Source organism: Bacterioplanes sanyensis, from assembly GCF_002237535.1.
Classification (GTDB): Bacteria; Pseudomonadota; Gammaproteobacteria; order Pseudomonadales; family Oceanobacteraceae; genus Bacterioplanes; species Bacterioplanes sanyensis_A.
The window spans coordinates 1,163,022-1,179,828 of record NZ_CP022530.1 but is presented as its reverse complement, the minus strand read 5'-3'; the positions used below and the strand labels follow the sequence as shown (position 1 = coordinate 1,179,828).

The 16,807-nt window shown below is 55.1% G+C and carries 13 protein-coding genes; 7 read left to right on the top strand and 6 right to left on the bottom strand.

Annotated features, from left to right (window positions below):
* Nucleotides 1-2 precede the first annotated feature (2 nt).
* From CHH28_RS05525 to pilG, 6 genes are all read right to left on the bottom strand, one after another.
* Nucleotides 3-6,527 carry an Hpt domain-containing protein gene (locus tag CHH28_RS05525; protein WP_094059377.1) on the bottom strand — a complete coding sequence of 2,175 codons (6,525 nt, stop codon included), beginning with the start codon at nucleotides 6,525-6,527 and terminating at the stop codon, nucleotides 3-5.
* A complete protein-coding gene (locus CHH28_RS05520) occupies nucleotides 6,524-7,411 on the bottom strand; it encodes a CheR family methyltransferase (RefSeq protein WP_094059376.1) in 888 nt (295 codons plus the stop codon). The genes CHH28_RS05525 and CHH28_RS05520 overlap by 4 nt, the downstream gene beginning before the upstream one ends.
* 25 nt (nucleotides 7,412-7,436) lie before the next feature.
* Nucleotides 7,437-9,494 carry a methyl-accepting chemotaxis protein gene (locus tag CHH28_RS05515; RefSeq protein WP_094059375.1) on the bottom strand — a complete coding sequence of 686 codons (2,058 nt, stop codon included), beginning with the start codon at nucleotides 9,492-9,494 and terminating at the stop codon, nucleotides 7,437-7,439.
* An 81-nt stretch (nucleotides 9,495-9,575) separates the two neighbouring features.
* On the bottom strand, nucleotides 9,576-10,100 hold the full coding sequence (locus tag CHH28_RS05510; RefSeq protein WP_094059374.1) for a chemotaxis protein CheW: 525 nt from the start codon (nucleotides 10,098-10,100) through the stop codon (nucleotides 9,576-9,578).
* A 3-nt stretch (nucleotides 10,101-10,103) separates the two neighbouring features.
* A complete protein-coding gene (gene pilH / locus CHH28_RS05505; protein WP_094059373.1) occupies nucleotides 10,104-10,469 on the bottom strand; it encodes a twitching motility response regulator PilH in 366 nt (121 codons plus the stop codon).
* Between the two features lie 31 nt (nucleotides 10,470-10,500).
* A complete protein-coding gene (gene pilG, locus CHH28_RS05500; RefSeq protein ID WP_094059372.1) occupies nucleotides 10,501-10,884 on the bottom strand; it encodes a twitching motility response regulator PilG in 384 nt (127 codons plus the stop codon).
* 194 nt (nucleotides 10,885-11,078) lie between these two features.
* Here pilG and gshB point away from each other — a divergent pair, with 194 nt between their 5' ends.
* From gshB to CHH28_RS05465, 7 genes are all read left to right on the top strand, one after another.
* Nucleotides 11,079-12,029 (top strand): glutathione synthase, encoded by a 951-nt coding sequence (gshB, locus tag CHH28_RS05495; RefSeq protein WP_094059371.1) that lies wholly within the window; start codon nucleotides 11,079-11,081, stop codon nucleotides 12,027-12,029.
* 84 nt (nucleotides 12,030-12,113) lie between these two features.
* Nucleotides 12,114-13,028, top strand: coding sequence for an energy transducer TonB (locus CHH28_RS05490; RefSeq protein WP_094059370.1), 915 nt, complete (start codon nucleotides 12,114-12,116; stop codon nucleotides 13,026-13,028).
* Between the two features lie 3 nt (nucleotides 13,029-13,031).
* Nucleotides 13,032-13,589, top strand: a complete 558-nt coding sequence (locus CHH28_RS05485; protein ID WP_094059369.1) for a YqgE/AlgH family protein — start codon at nucleotides 13,032-13,034, stop codon at nucleotides 13,587-13,589.
* On the top strand, nucleotides 13,589-14,053 hold the full coding sequence (ruvX, locus tag CHH28_RS05480) for a Holliday junction resolvase RuvX (RefSeq protein ID WP_199244007.1): 465 nt from the start codon (nucleotides 13,589-13,591) through the stop codon (nucleotides 14,051-14,053). Before CHH28_RS05485 ends, ruvX begins: the two co-directional genes overlap by 1 nt.
* Nucleotides 14,040-14,534 carry a bifunctional pyr operon transcriptional regulator/uracil phosphoribosyltransferase PyrR gene (gene pyrR / locus CHH28_RS05475; RefSeq protein WP_094059368.1) on the top strand — a complete coding sequence of 165 codons (495 nt, stop codon included), beginning with the start codon at nucleotides 14,040-14,042 and terminating at the stop codon, nucleotides 14,532-14,534. Before ruvX ends, pyrR begins: the two co-directional genes overlap by 14 nt.
* A 20-nt stretch (nucleotides 14,535-14,554) precedes the next feature.
* On the top strand, nucleotides 14,555-15,535 hold the full coding sequence (locus CHH28_RS05470; protein WP_094059367.1) for an aspartate carbamoyltransferase catalytic subunit: 981 nt from the start codon (nucleotides 14,555-14,557) through the stop codon (nucleotides 15,533-15,535).
* Nucleotides 15,532-16,794, top strand: a complete 1,263-nt coding sequence (locus CHH28_RS05465) for a dihydroorotase (RefSeq protein WP_094059366.1) — start codon at nucleotides 15,532-15,534, stop codon at nucleotides 16,792-16,794. The genes CHH28_RS05470 and CHH28_RS05465 overlap by 4 nt, the downstream gene beginning before the upstream one ends.
* Nucleotides 16,795-16,807 lie beyond the last annotated feature (13 nt).

The following is a 16,807-nucleotide window of genomic DNA, read 5'->3' as shown; positions in this document are numbered from 1 at the left end:
GGCTAGCTGCCCTCATTGGCCAATAGCTGGGTCATTGCCGCCAGCAATTTATCTTCCTGGAAGGGCTTACCCAGATAGTCGTTCACACCAATCGACATGGCACGATCGCGGTGTTTATCACCAGTACGCGATGTGATCATGATGATAGGTATGTGCTTCAAGCGCGAGTCGTGACGCACTTGTGACGCTACCTCGAAGCCATCCATCCGTGGCATTTCAATATCAAGCAGGATCAGATCCGGGTGATGATCCTGCATGGTCGCCATGGCATCCACGCCGTCTTTGGCGGTGAAGACTTCCATGCCGTTACGCTCCAGCAGACGCGTCGTTACTTTACGCACCGTTACCGAGTCATCGACCACCAGAATGCGCGGCAAGCGACGTTCCAACTCGTGGCGGCGCTCTGCCGCCTTGGCATCCAGAGCTTTTGCCTGCTGGTACTCGAGACTGGCTTGGGTACGAATCATGGCAGGCAAGTCAAGAATGATGACCACGCTACCGTCACCAAGAATGGTGCCGCCCGATACCCCCATCACCGAAGCAAACTGCGGCCCCAGGGTTTTTACCACGATCTCACGTGAACCCAGCAGTGCATCAACTTGCAGAGCAAACGGATTGGTACCGCCAATCAGCAGCACCGGCAAAGGCAGGTTTTGCGAGGCAACTTTCGGCTGCGTATCCGTATCCATCAACACGCCGAGATAATCCAGCTGGTAACGATTACCGGCGTATTCATACACACGCTGATCGGCAGGCTGATCGTACAGTGCTTGTAACTGCTTGATCGGCATGCGCACGATACCCTGAATGTTGTTCAGCGGCACCGCATATAAGTCGTCGCCAACCCGCACCATCAAGGCACGGTTGACCGATACGGTAAACGGTAGGCGAATTACGAACTCAGTTCCCTGGCCCGCTTCGGACAGAATTTCTACCGTGCCGCCCATTTGTTTGATTTCGCTGCCCACTACGTCCATGCCGACACCACGACCTGAAATCTGTGTCACGGCTTCAGCCGTCGAGAAACCGGCTTGCAAGATGAACTGGGTAATTTCTTGGTCTGACAATTGTGCATCGGCTTCCATCAAGCCGCGCTCAATCGCTTTGCGACGCACGGCTTCAGTGTTGATGCCTTTACCGTCGTCACGCAGTTTCAATACCACGTCGCCGCCTTCGCGGCTGACTTCCAGTTCAATATTGCCGTTCTCAGACTTGCCCGCTTGTTGGCGCTGCTGACGGTCCTCGATACCGTGGTCCATGGCGTTACGCACCATGTGCTCCAGCGGCGACACCAAACGTTCAAGAATGGTCCGGTCCATCTCACCGTCGGCATTGATGACGCGGAACTCAACCTGCTTATCCAGCTCCAGGCCAATCTGGCGAACAATACGACGCAGACGTGGCACCATGCGCTGGAACGGTACCATGCGGGTCTTCATCAGACCTTCTTGCAGCTCAGTATTGACGCGGCTTTGTTGCAACAACAGAGTTTCTGCATCACGCGACTTCTGACCCAGAGTTTCTTTTAGGTCCAACAAGTCGTAAGCCGATTCCATCAGCGCTCGTGACAACTGCTGCATGGCCGAATAGCGGTCCATTTCCAGCGGATCGAAGTCATCGTAATCCGGGCCCTGACGCTCCTGCCGGAACAATACCTGGGCTTCGGTTTCGATGTCCAAACGGCGCAACTGATCGCGCAAACGATCCAGCGTCATTTCCATTTCGTCCAGCGTACCGGCAAAGTCAGACACCTGCTGTTCCAGTCGACCACGACCGATGGACGTTTCACCGGCGAGGTTCACCAGAGTGTCCAGCAGATCAGCCGAGACTTTCACCAGCTCTTGCGGGGCTTTGCGAGCCGCCGCTGGCTGTGTCGCAGCATCTGGAGCGGGGGCAGATGGAGTAGATGGCGTCGGTTGCTGCGGTCGCAACGGTACGACGTTGGTGTTGTCGCTCGTTTCGACCGCTTCAGGCAAAGGGGCTTCTTCTACCACCTCCACAACGTCAATCGGTTCGGGCTCACTGACAGGTTCGGGCTGCACCAGCTCACTGGCACCCAACACCACGTAACCGTCATTAGCCAGCAAGTCAGCCACCGACTCAACTTGATTGATCAGGCGATCCTGACGCAAATACGCGTCTTGGAAGAATGCCTGATCTTTGGCTAACAAACCTTGCTGTGCTTTTAAGATGTCGGCTTCAAAGGAGTGCGCCATGTCGCCGATATCCGTCAAGCCAGCCAGGCGCGCGCCGCCTTTTAACGTGTGCAAGACACGCTGCGCTTCCGCCGGCGCTTCATTGTCTTCTGGCGTCTGCTCCCAGTCGTGCAAAGCGCGATCGAGTGCTTCTTGCAGCTCCTGCGCTTCATCGACAAAGATCTCGAGAATTTCGCGATCCGATTCGTCCAAAGTCGCTACTTGCACCGCATCCGCTGGGGCCTCAACTTCTGCCACCACTTCTGGCGTGTCTTCACCCTCTAGGACAAAGGCTTTGTTCTCGCCACGCACAAAGTCGTACAGGGTTTTCACCAGCTGCTGTGCAGGGCGCGGCGACATACCGGTACGCACGGTATCTAGCTGTTCACCTAACGTATCGTGCGCTTGCAGCAATAGCTGGAACAGTTTCTCAGAAACGCTCAGCCGCCCGTCGTTCACATTTTCGTACAGGGTTTCTAGCTCGTGACACAAGTCTGCAACAGCATGCAGCTCGGCCATACGTGCACCGCCCTTGAGTGTATGCAGCTCGCGTTGCAGCTGCGCCACTTCAAGCAGGTTTTCCGGATGGTCCTGCCAACGCTGCAGTGCACCTTCAACGGTTTCGGTAATTTCTTGCGCTTCTTCGAGGAAGATATTGAGTAGCTCATCGTCTTCGTCAGACAGTGGCTGCAGTGCTTCCAGCTCTTCACTGACTGGCGACACGGGAGCTGCATCTTCATCGACATGCGTCTCGCTCAGCATCTCTGCAGGTGCTTCGAGCTCGTCGACGGGCGTTGCTTCCAGCACCAGTTCGTCGTCTTGCTGAGGTTCTTCAACCTCTGGAGCGGCTGGCAAGTCGATGCTGTCTTCGTCCTCGATGATGTCGCTGGTCAGGTCTATCTCGGCGTCATCATCAATTTCGCTAGGCAGCGTGAGTTCAATACTTTGTGATTCTTCGCTGTCATCCGGCGCTGGTGCTGCTTCCAGTTCGTCGTCAATATCGGCGACGGTACTATCAGTAGGCGAACTGGCAGCAGGCAAACTTGCAAGCTGTGCGATGGTTTTATTGCCATCGGGCAATTCTTGCCCGGCTGCCAGGCAATCCATCATGCTCAACAATACTTCATGGGCATCGGATGCGGCACTGACCAAGGTATCGTTGGCCATCACATTGTCATTGCGCACCCTGCTGTAAAAGCCATCCAGCCCTTCAGCCAGCGTTTGAATGGCGGGCAATCCAGCATCATTGGCGCCTGTGGCCACGTCATTTAAATCGGATACTAAGCCGTCCAACGTGGCTTGATCGCCGCGTTGCCATTGCTGCAGCAACTCGTCGGCTTCCAACAGCGAGTCCATACCGTTAGCCAGGAACTGTGTAATGGCGTGCGGGTTTGGTACCGAGTCGGAATCGTCGGCTTGACGCAGTGGCTCCAGCAGCAGTGTTTCCAAATCGTGTAAGCGTGCGAGAAACTCATCGCTGCCGTCGATGTCGTTGGTCCGCACAAGCACATCTGGCTCTAATACCGAGCTCAACAGGCCCATGCCTTCTTCTAACAAATCAACCAGGCCCGGCGTGTTGCGCACGTGGTAAGCACGTAACTCCTTGACCAGACGCTCCGACGGCGCAGCGATTTCAGCAACATGGGTTAAACCCGCCATGTGGGCACTGCCTTTCAGCGTGTGCAGGGCTCGTTGCAAATGATCGCTGATGGCGTTGCTGCACTGTTCCTGGCGCGATTCGGTAATGAAGTCTTTCACGCAACTGATATGCGTCGCCGCTTCGGTGACGAAGACGTCAATTAATTCATCGTCGACTTCGATCGGCAGTTTTTCTTCGACTTGGACGTCAACTTCTGCAGGAGCTTGCTCTTCAGCCACCTCGTCGGCTTCGGCACTGGCTTCGCCCATCAACACGGCAAACGAGTGACTGGCCTGACCGCCGGCTAGGGCAAAGGCGTACTCCATCAAGGGCTGCGTATCGACGGATGGCTTCCGCTGGTGGCGGAAGTCGTCAATCAGAGCTGGCAATTGAGCCATCACATGGCTGACCAAGGCGATTAAATCCTCCGTCACCTGGATGGTATTGTCCAATACACGATTGAACATGTTTTCAATCGACCAAGCCAGTTCACCAATGACTTCGGCTTCAACCATACGACCACTGCCCTTAAGGGTGTGGTAGGCACGACGAACCGTCGCCAAGGCGTCATCATCCGCTTGGTTGGCAACGTACTGTGGCCAAAATTCTTGCAATGTTTCCGTTACTTCCTCGGCTTCTTCAAGGAAGATTTCCAGAATTTCGTCGTCAATCAGACTGTCATCATCCGCATCTTCATTCGCGGTGACAACAGGCTCACTGTTGATCAAATCTTCTTCAGCGGTATCGACTTCGATAGCAGGAGCAACCGGCTCTGCCGCCAGCTCATCCAGGGCCTCGGCGTCTTCCGCGACCTCTGGTTCCGCTGCGATGTCTGCTTCAGGCTCGCTGGATACAGCAGCCTCAGCTGGCTCAGATTCGATACCCGGCTCAGATTCAATAGCTGTTTCAGGCTCGCCGGCGGAAGCAGAGTCGCCTTCCTGCTCGTCATCACCGGCTAAATCTAACGCGTTATCAAACGAGGTGAGCATCTCGCCGTCATCAGACTCAGTCACCACCTCAGTGGTGGCATCGACATCTGCGCCATCTGCTTTAGGCAGTTGAGTGAGGGATTGCTCAGCCCGATCCAGCAAATCGTCACTGGTATTGCTGGTGCTTTGGCTATAACGCTCGAGGTAATACTCAACCCCAGACAGCACATCGGCCAGCACGTCCAGCACAGCCCATTGCGGCTGCAGACCTTGTTTGATCAGCTGGTCGCTGACGAAGGAGGCCGCTTCTGACAAAATATCGGCCACTCTGGGCAGCGGGATCATGTTGAGCGAGCCTTCGATGCTGTGCAGCAATCGTGGTACATCGCCAATTTCATGAACGTCCCATTGCTTGGCAATGTACTCGACGATGGCTTCTTTGACTTGCTCAAGCACATTGCGCGCTTCACGCAATACCGCCAGCTGAGCATCCGACAGCGGCGTAGATTGCTGCTGACGCAAGTCGCCGTCTTTCTGCATACCGCTCAGGGTCGCTTCTACGTACAGCAGAGCACCGGCCATATCCAGCAGTTCACTGTCAGGGGCTTGTTGCTCATCCAGCATTTTGCTGACTTGGCCCAATTGCTCCTGCATGACTTTGCGCGGCATGCCCATACCCAGCATGCCCATGGTGTCGCTCAGCTGCTTCAATGCGGGCTGCAAGTCGGTGAGCACTTGCAGGCGATCTTCGTCGGTGCGTACCAACAAATCGAGGCGATCTTTGACCATGGCAATCTCATCGATCAACGCGCCGATGACATTGGTAACCGTGTCTTTGTCAGGCCCAGACAGCGCGCTGCGCTCTTGCTCGAGTTCGTCTTCCGTCGGCAACGCCTGGCGCAAACCAAAGGTTTCCTGCGCCAGCTGGATACCCGGTGCCTCGACGTCGGTCCGTGCCACGTAAAACAGCAAGTTCTTAATCAGGTCATGGGAGGGCTCGCGCGCGACCGCCTGTGATCCCTGTTCTAACAGCTCTTTTAACAGGTGATCTAACTCACGCAACAACTGCTTGGCACTGGCGGGCATCGACTGCTGCTTCTTCAGCCATTCGCTAAATGCCAAGGCCGCAAGCCATAAACGTCCCTGCGGGGTCGCTTTTAGCGCTTTGTACAAGCGCTGAAAGGTTTTGTGCAGATAGTCTTTCGCGACTTCGGGTTGCTTCTGTTGCAGCAACTGCAGCATCGCCGCCTGAAACATCTGGCGAACTTTACGTACCCAGTCGTTAAACTCTTTGCCGCTAAAGACCGTTACTTGCTGCTCGGTCAGCGCGTGCGCTTCGGGAATCGTTGGCTTAAACAGTGCGGTTTCCGACAGGAATACCTCACCGCGAGCGCTACGTAACTCATTGAGAATCGGCAATAGCACCACAGGCAAGTCGCGACGCCCGACTTTAACGTGCTCGAGATAGTGCGGCAGCTGGATGATGGCTTGCATCAGGATTTCCAAGCCGTCACGCTCGTTCTTTAGCTCCCCATGGGCAAGTGCAGAGGCCACGGCTTCCATTTCTTCTGCCAGCAATGCTGCACCGTAGAACTCGACCATTTGCAAAGTGCCATGGATCTGGTGCAGATAGCTGAGACAGAATTTCAGCCGGCTCTTGTCTTCCGGGTTTTCGACGTACACTTCCAGCGCTTGCTGGGCTTGTTGCAGCGTCTCGCCGATTTCCCCTTTTACCCATTCAAGGGCGATGTAGTCCTGACTCATCGCCTTGCGGTCTCCCCTGTCGAAGTCTCTGACTTGCGTATAAACGCCGACACACGGCTACTACGCACGGGTTCCAGCAACGGATGTTGCCAGTCCACCATCTCGCCGAGGCCAATTATTAGTACACCGCCCGGAGCCAGGCGCTGAGCCAAAACGTTCAGAATCTCTCGCCGCCGCCAGCGACGGAAATAAATCAACACATTCTGGCAATAAATAAGGTGCTGTTGCTCCAACGGGCAGGCATCCAAATTAAGGATATTCACCTGGCTAAAACAGCAGCTTTTTCGAATAGAATCACTGATCTGAATGTGGCCACTATCAAGGGTCAGCATATCAGAGGCTCGGCAGAACTCAGGCAACCATTGCAACGAGCGCGACATATAACGGCCGGCGCGTGCTTTACGCAGTACGATGGTCGATATGTCGGTGCCGGTCACGGCAAAGCGGCGCCCGCTATGCCCCAGCACTTCCTCAGCCACCATCGCCAAGCTGTACGCTTCTTCACCGGAAGAACAGCCAACACTCCACGCTTCAAACGTTTCCTGCTCGCCCAAAGCCCGCTGCATGTGGCGCATGTGCTGCTCGACAAAGGCAAAGGCATCAGGATCACGAAAGAAACGGGTTTCCTGTACCGTCAGCCGGTCGACCAGCGTGTTCCACTCAATCGCACCGGCCGGGCCACTCAGAATCCGATCGTAATATTCCTGATAGCTGTCGCAGCCCACTTCCTGCATGCGCAGTCCAAGGCTGGTCTGCAAGAAAGAGCGCCGCTGCGCGGGCAAACACATACCAGTGCGCTCTTCCAACAGCGACTGCCAGCGACTGAACTGAACATCGTCCATTTCTGGAACGATGCCCGAGCCTGAATACAATGAGTGATTCATTCGACCTCATCCGACCAGCATGCTATTACAGCACTTGCTGTTCGTTATGAGACTCCATCTCACTTTCTGGCAGCTTAAAGCCGGCCACGGATTCACGCAGTTGGTTTGCCATCTCGGCCAGATTACCAATCGACTTCGCCGTTGCGGTGGTACCCGCTGACGTTTGCGAGGTAATTTCCTGAATCACGTTCATCGTGTTGGAAATATGACCGGCAGACGATGCCTGCTGACGTGCCGCGTTCGAAATGTTCTGAATCAAGTCAGCCAGGTTTTTCGATACGTTTTCAATTTCTTCCAGTGCCACACCGGCGTCTTGCGCCAGACGAGCACCACGCACCACCTCAGAAGTGGTGGTTTCCATCGAAATAACGGCTTCGTTAGTATCGTTCTGAATCGTTTTAACCAGCGCCTCAATCTGCTTCGTTGCCGCAGCAGAACGTTCCGCAAGACGCTGTACCTCATCCGCAACCACCGCGAAGCCTCGACCGGCGTCACCCGCCATCGATGCCTGAATCGCAGCGTTCAGAGACAGAATGTTGGTTTGGTCAGCAATGTCGGTAATCAGCGAGATGATGTCACCAATTTCCTGTGACGATTCACCCAGACGTTTAATCCGCTTAGAGGTCTCTTGGATCTGCTCACGGATGTTATCCATGCCGTTGATCGTCGCCTGTACCACTTCAGCGCCTTTGTTGGCGATCGCAACCGACCGCTCCGCAACCGCGGACGATTCAGAAGCGTTGGCAGATACTTGGTCAATCGACACCGCCATTTCATTAATGGCTGCAGAGGCTCCGGCAATTTCTTGCGCCTGGTGCTCAGAGGCTTCCGCGAGGTGCATCGCCGTTGCCTGAGTTTCCTGGGCAGCGGACGATACCTGTACCGCTGTTTCGTTAATCGCCGATACCAGTGAGCGCATCTGGTCGATGGCGTAGTTGATAGAGTCAGCAATCGCACCCGTAAAGTCTTCGGTTACCGTCGCCGAGGCGGTCAAATCACCGTCTGCAAGGTCAGCAATTTCATCCAGCAGACGCAAAATCGCCATCTGGTTCTGTTCGTTTTTGTTGGCGGTTTCTTCCAAGTCACGACGGGCTTCCAGGTAAGAGACCACACCCAACAGCACCATCATCACAATCGCCAGCAGTGCAGCGATGTAGCCTACAATTTGCAGCAGGTTTCGGGTGGCCGTATCGTCTTGAATACGTGCCGCCAATTCAGACGTCAGATCCAGCAGCTGAACTGAGTCTGCAAAGATTCGGTCCGATGCTTCACGCACCTGGAACAGCTCTGGCGAGGTTTCCAGAATCTCGTCCACCGAACCACTTACGAAGGCAAACAACTCTGAAACTTCATCCAGTGCGAACTTCGCCTCGTCGTCCGTCACCTGAGAGATGTTCATGGCGACGTTACCTTTAGTCATACCTTCCAGTACGCGACCAAACAGCGAGGCGTCACGACCGAAGGCGTCAGCGGCCATAACCGCGTCCTCACCACCTTCCAGTACCTTGCTCACCGAGCGTACGATACGCTCTGCCAGCCAAGACTGACGCTGGGCTACCGCCACCTGCTCAGCAGGAGCGTTGTTATCCAGCAAGATTTCTACGATTTCGTCGTATTCCACCTGCAGCTGTGGAATCGTTTCAGACAACGTGGCAGCAACTTCGTGGAGAGAGAGAATAATTTCTTGCGAGTTCACGATCTGGCCGGCGTTGCTGTTCACACCATTCCAAACGTTCAACACGTCAGCCATGATGGGCTGCTGCGCCGCTGGCAAACCAGTTTCTGGGTTACCGTTACTCAGATAACGCCAGCGCTGCTCGAAGTTTTCACGAGCAACACGCAATTCACGGAACGCCTGTTCTTTACCGCCCGCGGCCTCGGTGGCGTTTTTCGCCAACTCCTGAGACAAAACACGCAGTTCGTTCGCGTGTTCGATGTATTGTTCATCCCGGCTACTCAAGTTGTTCACGTAGACCGTGATACCAATAAAGGCGATCAGGAACGCGACCAGCAGACCTGCCAAGACACCGTTCAGACGGTTTCGGAACACCGTCGATATGACGTTTCCTTTATTTCCGCTCATGCCGTTCTCTCCACACTCACTGCATGCTTTGTTGTTCAGCACCAGCAGCGTGAACCGCTGGTAACACGTTTATAACGGTGTTTACACCGCAATCTGCAAAAACTCCGACGACTGAATCAGCTGTCGGAGTTGAAAAACTGGCCAGAGCTTGCCATCACGCTTGTAGCAGCTACTGATGTAGCTGGCATAGGAGCTGTCTAATGACTCTGGAGTTTGCACATCGTCTTCAGGGAATTGCTGTAGACCCAGCACAGCATCGACCATCAAGCCCGTCAGATGATCACCTTCTTCGATCACCAGTACTCGACGGCTGCGCCAATTGGCCTTGGAGGGCAGCTGCAGCAAGCCAGCTAGATCCATCACCGGCACCAAGCGGCCACGTACATTAGCCACGCCCAATACCCAGCTGCGCACACCGGGCACTCGCGTCAAACGCGGAGGCTGCAGAATTTCCGCCACATCCTCCATTTCGGCAGCAAAGGTTTGACCTGCCACCATAAAACCAACACCACGCCAGTAGTTGACCGCTTCGACCTGCTGCGGCAGGTCGGAAGCGTTGCGCCGACTTCTTTCGGCAATGTCCAGAAGTTGCGCAAATGGGGTCATAAATTAGCCAGCCATCACCGAGTCAATTTCAGAGATCAGCGTCGCTTCACTCACCGGTTTCACCAAGTAACCAGAAGCACCTTGGCGCTTACCCCACACACGATCAGTTTCCTGGTCTTTGGTGGTGACGATGATCACAGGGATGTGCTTGGTGTCGTCATCTTTGGTCAGCTGACGGGTAGCCTGGAAGCCATTCAGTCCCGGCATTACGATGTCCATTAATACTACGTCCGGCTTTTCTTGCCGCGCCATCGCTACGCCATCGGCACCATTTTCTGCAGCAATGACCTCATGACCATTTTGCTCGAGCATTGCTTTAAATACTTTGACTTCACTAGGAGAATCATCAACTACCAAGATGCGGGCCATGCCTACTTCCTCATTAAACTGTACTGTTGGCTCAGGAATTAACGTATTGGCGAATAGAGCTCAGCAGTTCTTCTTTGCTGAACGGCTTGGTCAGGTACTCGTCTGAGCCAACGATTCGACCTTTCGCTTTATCAAACAAGCCATCCTTACTGGATAGCATAATGACAGGCGTCGACTTGAACTTGGAATTATTCTTAATCAGGGCACAGGTTTGGTAACCATCAAGACGCGGCATCATGATATCGACAAAAATGATATCGGGATGGGTATCGGCAATCTTGGCAAGGGCATCAAAACCATCGGTGGCTGTGATGACTTCACAACCTACTTTTTTCAACAGCGTCTCGGCCGTGCGACGAATAGTCTTACTATCGTCAATGACCATGACCTTAACATTCTGAAAATTGTCGTCCATAAAGGGGGCCTTAACCATCCGCTTTGAAACTGATTGAAGCACTGTGACCACGCAGGTGACGCCTTCGCGCACTTTTGTATCACACATTGATACACCAAACCAGAAGCGATCAGCGCCAACACTGTTGCACTGTTAATCTGCATCAATGGGTTACACTGTAGTCGCATTTTTACAACTGGCGGAGTACTCACTGCATGACTATTCACCTTGGCGTGGTCATGGACCCTATTGAAAAGATCCACTTCCATAAGGATACCTCGTTAGCATTATTAAATGCGGCACAAAGTCACGGTTTTGAACTTTGGTACATGGAACAATCGGATTTATACATCTCCGATGGCCGCGCAATGGCGCGCATGGCCCCTTTGACCGTCAAAATGGATGAGAACAACTGGTTTGAACGCGGTGAATACCGAGAAGCACCGCTGGCTGATCTCAACATCTTACTGATGCGCAAAGACCCGCCTTTCGACAGTGAGTTTATCTACAGCACCTATATTCTGGAGCGCGCCGAGCAGGAGGGTGTGCTGGTCGCCAACAAACCGCAAAGCCTTCGCGACTGCAACGAAAAGCTCTTTGCGACCGCATTTCCCCACTTGATGACCCCGACCATGGTCACGCGCCGAGCCGACTTGCTGAAAGCGTTCCACCAGCAACATCAAGATGTCATCTTTAAGCCGCTTGACGGCATGGGCGGCTCGTCCATTTTCCGTCTGAAGCCCGACGACCCCAACGTCAGTGTGATTATCGAAACCTTAACCCAGAATGGCGGCGAGCAAATTATGGCGCAGCGTTTCATTCCGGACATCACGGATGGCGACAAGCGTATCCTGATGATCAATGGCGAGCCGGTGCCCTACTGCTTGGCTCGTATTCCGGCGTCTGGTGAAACTCGTGGCAACTTGGCCGCCGGTGGCCGCGGTGTGACACAACCCTTGTCGGATGAAAACCGCGCCTTAGCTGAAGAGATAGGGCCACACTTACGCGAACGCGGCCTCTATTTTGTCGGATTGGATGTGATCGGCAACCAGCTGACGGAAATCAACGTCACCAGCCCGACCTGTGTGCGCGAAATCAGTCGCGACTCCGGCATCGATGTTGCCCAGCAATTGATAGAGTGTCTGGCATCACAAATCCAGCACTAGCAAGGCACTCAACGCCGTAGGCGGTGGACAAAACCGCAACTTACGCTCAGACTTTGCCGGTGTTTTTGCGAGTCTTTTAGTTGTATGTCCACCCCCGCTTCCACCGCAGAGTCATTACCACCCTTGGCACCGTCCACTGTCACCGCGCCAGATCGCCTCAGCTTCGCACTATTTCTGGCCTTGGCGCTGCATGCGTTGGTCATCTTAGGCGTTACTTTTGCGCCCAGTGATCGCGGCCAAACCGCGACCACATTAGAAGTCACACTGGCCAACTATCGCAGCGACAAAGCTCCGGACGAAGCCGATTTCATCGCCCAGGAAAATCAGCGCGGCAGCGGCACCCTGGATGAAGCCAAACTACTGACTACCGACATGGAGGCCAACTTCCATGACAACGATATTCGTAAAACCTCACCCGAGGAACGCCAGGCCAGCGCTCCCAAGCAGGTATTAACCGAACAGCAGCTGGTCACCACCAGTGCCGACAACACCCGCAAGCTTCGCCGACTCAAGACCGAAGCACCAACGCCATCGGCGGACGTTCCCGACGGGCCGCAGCAGTCGTTGTTGCAACGCAGTTTGGAGATGGCGAGCTTGGAGGCCAAGCTCGATAGCCAGCGCCAAGCCTATGCGCGCAAACCCAGAGTGCAGCGCCTAACCGCTGCGTCGACGATGAAAGCCAGTGACGCCTACTACGTGAATAACTGGCGCCGCCATATCGAGCGCGCCGGTTCGCGCAATTACCCGCGTGAGGCCAAAGACTGCAGCAACGACTGCCAATTGCGTTTACTGGTAGCGATTCGCCCGGACGGTAGCATTGCCGAGCTCACTGTATTGCAGTCATCTGGCCGCAAAGTGCTGGACGATGCCGCCAAGCGTATCGTGCGCCAGTCTGCTCCGTTTGCACCTTTTACTGACGAAATGCGCCGCGAGTTTGATATCCTAGAGATCATTCGCACCTGGCAATTTAAAGGTAATCGGTACATCTCGGGCGCCTAGTTAATGCAGCAACTCAACAGTCTCAAACATCACCTGCTTGTCGCCATGCCCAGCCTGGACGGCGACTGGTTCGCCGGCAGCGTGATTTATTTGTGTGAGCACGATCAGCACGGTGCCATGGGCCTGGTGCTCAACCGTGTTATGCCGGTTACCTTTCACGATGTCTGTGAACAACTGGAAATTGACCGCAAACCTGGCATTCAACCTGCGGTGCAATGTGGTGGCCCGGTCAGTCCGGAAACCGGCTTTATTTTGCACCGCGAGCCGGGCAATTGGAGCTCAACGCTGAGCATCGGCCAGTATTGCCATCTGACGTCATCGAAAGACATTTTACGCGCCATTGCCGCTGGCGAAGGCCCAGAGTCGTTCCACCTAGCGCTTGGCTATGCCGGCTGGGATGCCGAGCAGCTCGACAGCGAATTGCGCAGTAACGCTTGGCTGACGGTCGAAGCAGACGAACAGCTGCTGTTTCACACACCTACACAACAACTGCATGAGCAGGCATTGAAACGCTTGGGCATCAGTGCAGAATTTCTCAGTCAGGACGCTGGTCACGCCTAATGAGCCACGCAAAATTGCAGCGCCTGATGGCGTTTGACTTCGGCACCAAACGCATTGGTATTGCCGTGGGTCAACGCTTAACGGCCACGGCGCAACCGCTGGCGCCAATTAAAGCCCGCGACGGCATCCCTGATTGGGAGCAGCTAGCGGCCATCATCAACGAATGGCAACCGGATGGTTTCGTCACCGGCTTACCACTGAATATGGATGGCAGCGACAGTGACATGAGCCGTCGCGCGCTAAAATTCGCTCGCCGACTGGAAGGTCGTTATCATCGCCCATCGCTCACCCACGATGAACGCTTAAGCAGCTTTGAAGCCAAGGGCATGGTGATGGCCGATGGCGGCGAGCGCGATTTTGGCAAGCATTCCGTCGATGGGTTAGCGGCTCAGCTGATCCTTGAAAGCTGGATGAGCGAGCATCCATGGCCACCAACCGAAGAGGGCTCCCATGAGTCTGCCTGACATTGATCACTTGCTGGCAACGCTAGAACAACAGCTCAACCACTACCTGCAACACCATGGCATTAGCAATCCATTGCTTATCGGTATTCGCACCGGCGGCGTCTGGATCGCGGAAGAATTGCAACGCCGCCTTAGCCTTAGTGGCGACATGGGGGTGTTGGACATCAGCTTCTACCGTGATGATTTTACGCGCAAAGGTTTGCACCCTCAGGTGAAAGGGTCGCAGCTGCCCGACAGCATCGAAGACCGCGACATCATTTTGATCGACGATGTGATCAAAAGCGGCCGCACCATTCGCGCTGCCATGAATGAGCTGTTCGACTACGGTCGCCCAGCACGCATCGCTCTGGTGACATTGCTCGACGTCGGCCAACGTGAACTGCCCGTGCAGCCCGACGTGTGCGCCCACAGCATGGCATTGGCATCCAAACAGGTGATCAAACTGAGCGGCCCCGAGCCACTGCTGTTGACTGTATCCTGACCGTTAAGGAGCGTTATCCCATGTCACATCCCTCTCAGGTGCAGCTCACGGCCGATGGTCGTTTGAAGCATTTTCTCACCACCGAAGACCTCAGTCGCGAACTGCTGACCGAAATTCTCGATACCGCTGATTCATTCATCAGTACCCAAGAACGCTCAGTTAAAAAGGTGCCTTTGCTGCGCGGCAAAACCGTGGTGAACCTGTTCTTCGAGAACAGCACACGTACTCGTTCCACCTTTGAGTTGGCGGCCAAACGTTTATCCGCCGACATCTTGAACCTCGACATCGCCCGCTCAGCCACGTCCAAAGGCGAAACCCTGATGGATACGCTGTGGAACCTGGAAGCCATGTACAGCGATATGTTCGTGGTACGCCATGCCGATTCGGGCGCTGCACATTTCATTGCCGAGCAAGTGACGCCCAACGTCGCCATCATTAATGCGGGCGACGGCCGCCACGCCCACCCAACCCAAGCCATGTTGGATATGCTGACCATCCGCCGCCACAAGCAGCAGATCGAAGGCCAGATAGTGGCTATCGTCGGCGACATTCTGCACTCACGCGTGGCGCGCTCACAAATTCACGCCCTGAAAACTCTGGGCGCAGCAGAGGTGCGGGTCATTGGCCCAGCCACCTTGCTACCGCGAGACATCGATTCACTTGGCGCCAAGGCGTTTTATCGCATGGAAGACGGCCTCAAAGATTGCGATGTAGTCATCATGCTGCGGCTGCAAAAAGAGCGCATGCAAAACGCTTTGCTACCGAGTGAAAGCGAGTTCTTTAAGCTCTACGGGTTAACCGAGCAAAAGCTCGCACTGGCCAAACCGGATGCCATTGTTATGCACCCAGGGCCGATCAACCGCGGGGTGGAAATTGAGTCGGCGGTTGCCGACGGCTCGCAATCGGTGATTTTGAATCAAGTGAGCTATGGCATCGCCGTGCGCATGGCGGTAATGGCCATGGCCATGAGCGGCCAACAGGGCGGGGAGGACAACCTATGAGCAGCATCGTTATTCGCCAGGCCCGTGTGATTGACCCAGCCAACCAGCTAGACGGTATCCATGACGTACGCATCGTCGACGGTAAAATTGATGCACTAGCGCCAGCGCTCGATGGTGATCAAATCATCGATGCCTCCGGGTTATGGCTAACACCGGGGTTGATCGACTTGGGCGCTCATTTGGCAGAACCAGGCTTTGCCCATAAAGGCAACATTGCCAGCGAGGCGGCCGCTGCCAGCCGCGGCGGATTTACCCATATTTGTGCCCTGCCAGACAGCAAACCGGTGGCTGATAGCGCCGCCGTCGTTCAACTGATTCAGGAAAAATCACAGCAAGCCAACGCAGCCGAAGTGCTGCCGCTGGGGGCTCTGACACAAGGCTTGGCGGGTGAGCAAATCGCCAACCTGTTCAGCCTGCGCGAAGCGGGCTGCGTGGCGATGAGCAACGCACGTCGGCCCATCAAAGACAGCTACGTGTTGCGCCGACTGATGGAATACGCCGCCACCTACGATATTCCGCTGTTCCTTAACGCCAATGACGCTGCTCTGGCAGCCGGCGGCTGTATGCACGAAGGTCCCGTATCGACGCAACTGGGCTTGGGCGGCATTCCAGAAACGGCTGAAACCGCCGCATTGGCGCAAATTATACTGTTGGCCGAACAGGTACCGGTGAAACTGCACATCAGCCAGATCAGCTGCGGTCGCAGTGTCGCCATGCTGCGCAATGCCCGCAGTCGCGGTCATGCCATCAGTGCTGATGTGCCGTTGGCTAACCTGCTCTACACAGATGAGGCCGTGCGCGGCTACAACAGCCAATTCCATGTGCAGCCACCGCTGCGCAGCGAAGCCGATCGCCAAGCACTGCTGCAAGCAGTTGCCGAAGGGGAGCTGGCCATCAGCAGCAATCACCGGCCGCATGAAATTGCCGCTAAAAAAGCACCGTTCGCCGAAGCCGAGCCAGGTCTGAGCATGTTTGACTATTTCCTACCGCTGGCGTTGTCACTGGTGGATGAGCAACTCAGCATCAATGCATTGATTCACAGCCTGACTTGCCTGCCAGCCGAGGTGGTGGGTAAAACCGCTCAATTGGCGCCCGGAGCTGACGCCAACCTGCTGCTGATTAACCCGCAAGCAACGCTGACAGCCCAGCGTTCATCGTTGTTATCGCGTGGTGGCAACATCAGCTGCCGGGGCCAACAGCTGACGGGAATCGCCCATTCTGTGATGCGCGCGGGGCAATGGATTCATCAGGCAGGCTAATCATCCGGCACCT

Coding starts and splice junctions, on each gene's coding strand:
- CHH28_RS05465 (WP_094059366.1), top strand. CDS start 15,532: ATGAGCAGCATCGTTATTCGCCAGGCCCGTGTGATTGACCCAGCCAAC.
- pilG (WP_094059372.1), bottom strand. CDS start 10,884: ATGGACGACAATTTTCAGAATGTTAAGGTCATGGTCATTGACGATAGT.
- CHH28_RS05470 (WP_094059367.1), top strand. CDS start 14,555: ATGTCACATCCCTCTCAGGTGCAGCTCACGGCCGATGGTCGTTTGAAG.
- pilH (WP_094059373.1), bottom strand. CDS start 10,469: ATGGCCCGCATCTTGGTAGTTGATGATTCTCCTAGTGAAGTCAAAGTA.
- pyrR (WP_094059368.1), top strand. CDS start 14,040: ATGAGTCTGCCTGACATTGATCACTTGCTGGCAACGCTAGAACAACAG.
- CHH28_RS05515 (WP_094059375.1), bottom strand. CDS start 9,494: ATGAGCGGAAATAAAGGAAACGTCATATCGACGGTGTTCCGAAACCGT.
- gshB (WP_094059371.1), top strand. CDS start 11,079: ATGACTATTCACCTTGGCGTGGTCATGGACCCTATTGAAAAGATCCAC.
- CHH28_RS05485 (WP_094059369.1), top strand. CDS start 13,032: ATGCAGCAACTCAACAGTCTCAAACATCACCTGCTTGTCGCCATGCCC.
- CHH28_RS05510 (WP_094059374.1), bottom strand. CDS start 10,100: ATGACCCCATTTGCGCAACTTCTGGACATTGCCGAAAGAAGTCGGCGC.
- ruvX (WP_199244007.1), top strand. CDS start 13,589: ATGAGCCACGCAAAATTGCAGCGCCTGATGGCGTTTGACTTCGGCACC.
- CHH28_RS05490 (WP_094059370.1), top strand. CDS start 12,114: ATGTCCACCCCCGCTTCCACCGCAGAGTCATTACCACCCTTGGCACCG.
- CHH28_RS05520 (WP_094059376.1), bottom strand. CDS start 7,411: ATGAATCACTCATTGTATTCAGGCTCGGGCATCGTTCCAGAAATGGAC.
- CHH28_RS05525 (WP_094059377.1), bottom strand. CDS start 6,527: ATGAGTCAGGACTACATCGCCCTTGAATGGGTAAAAGGGGAAATCGGC.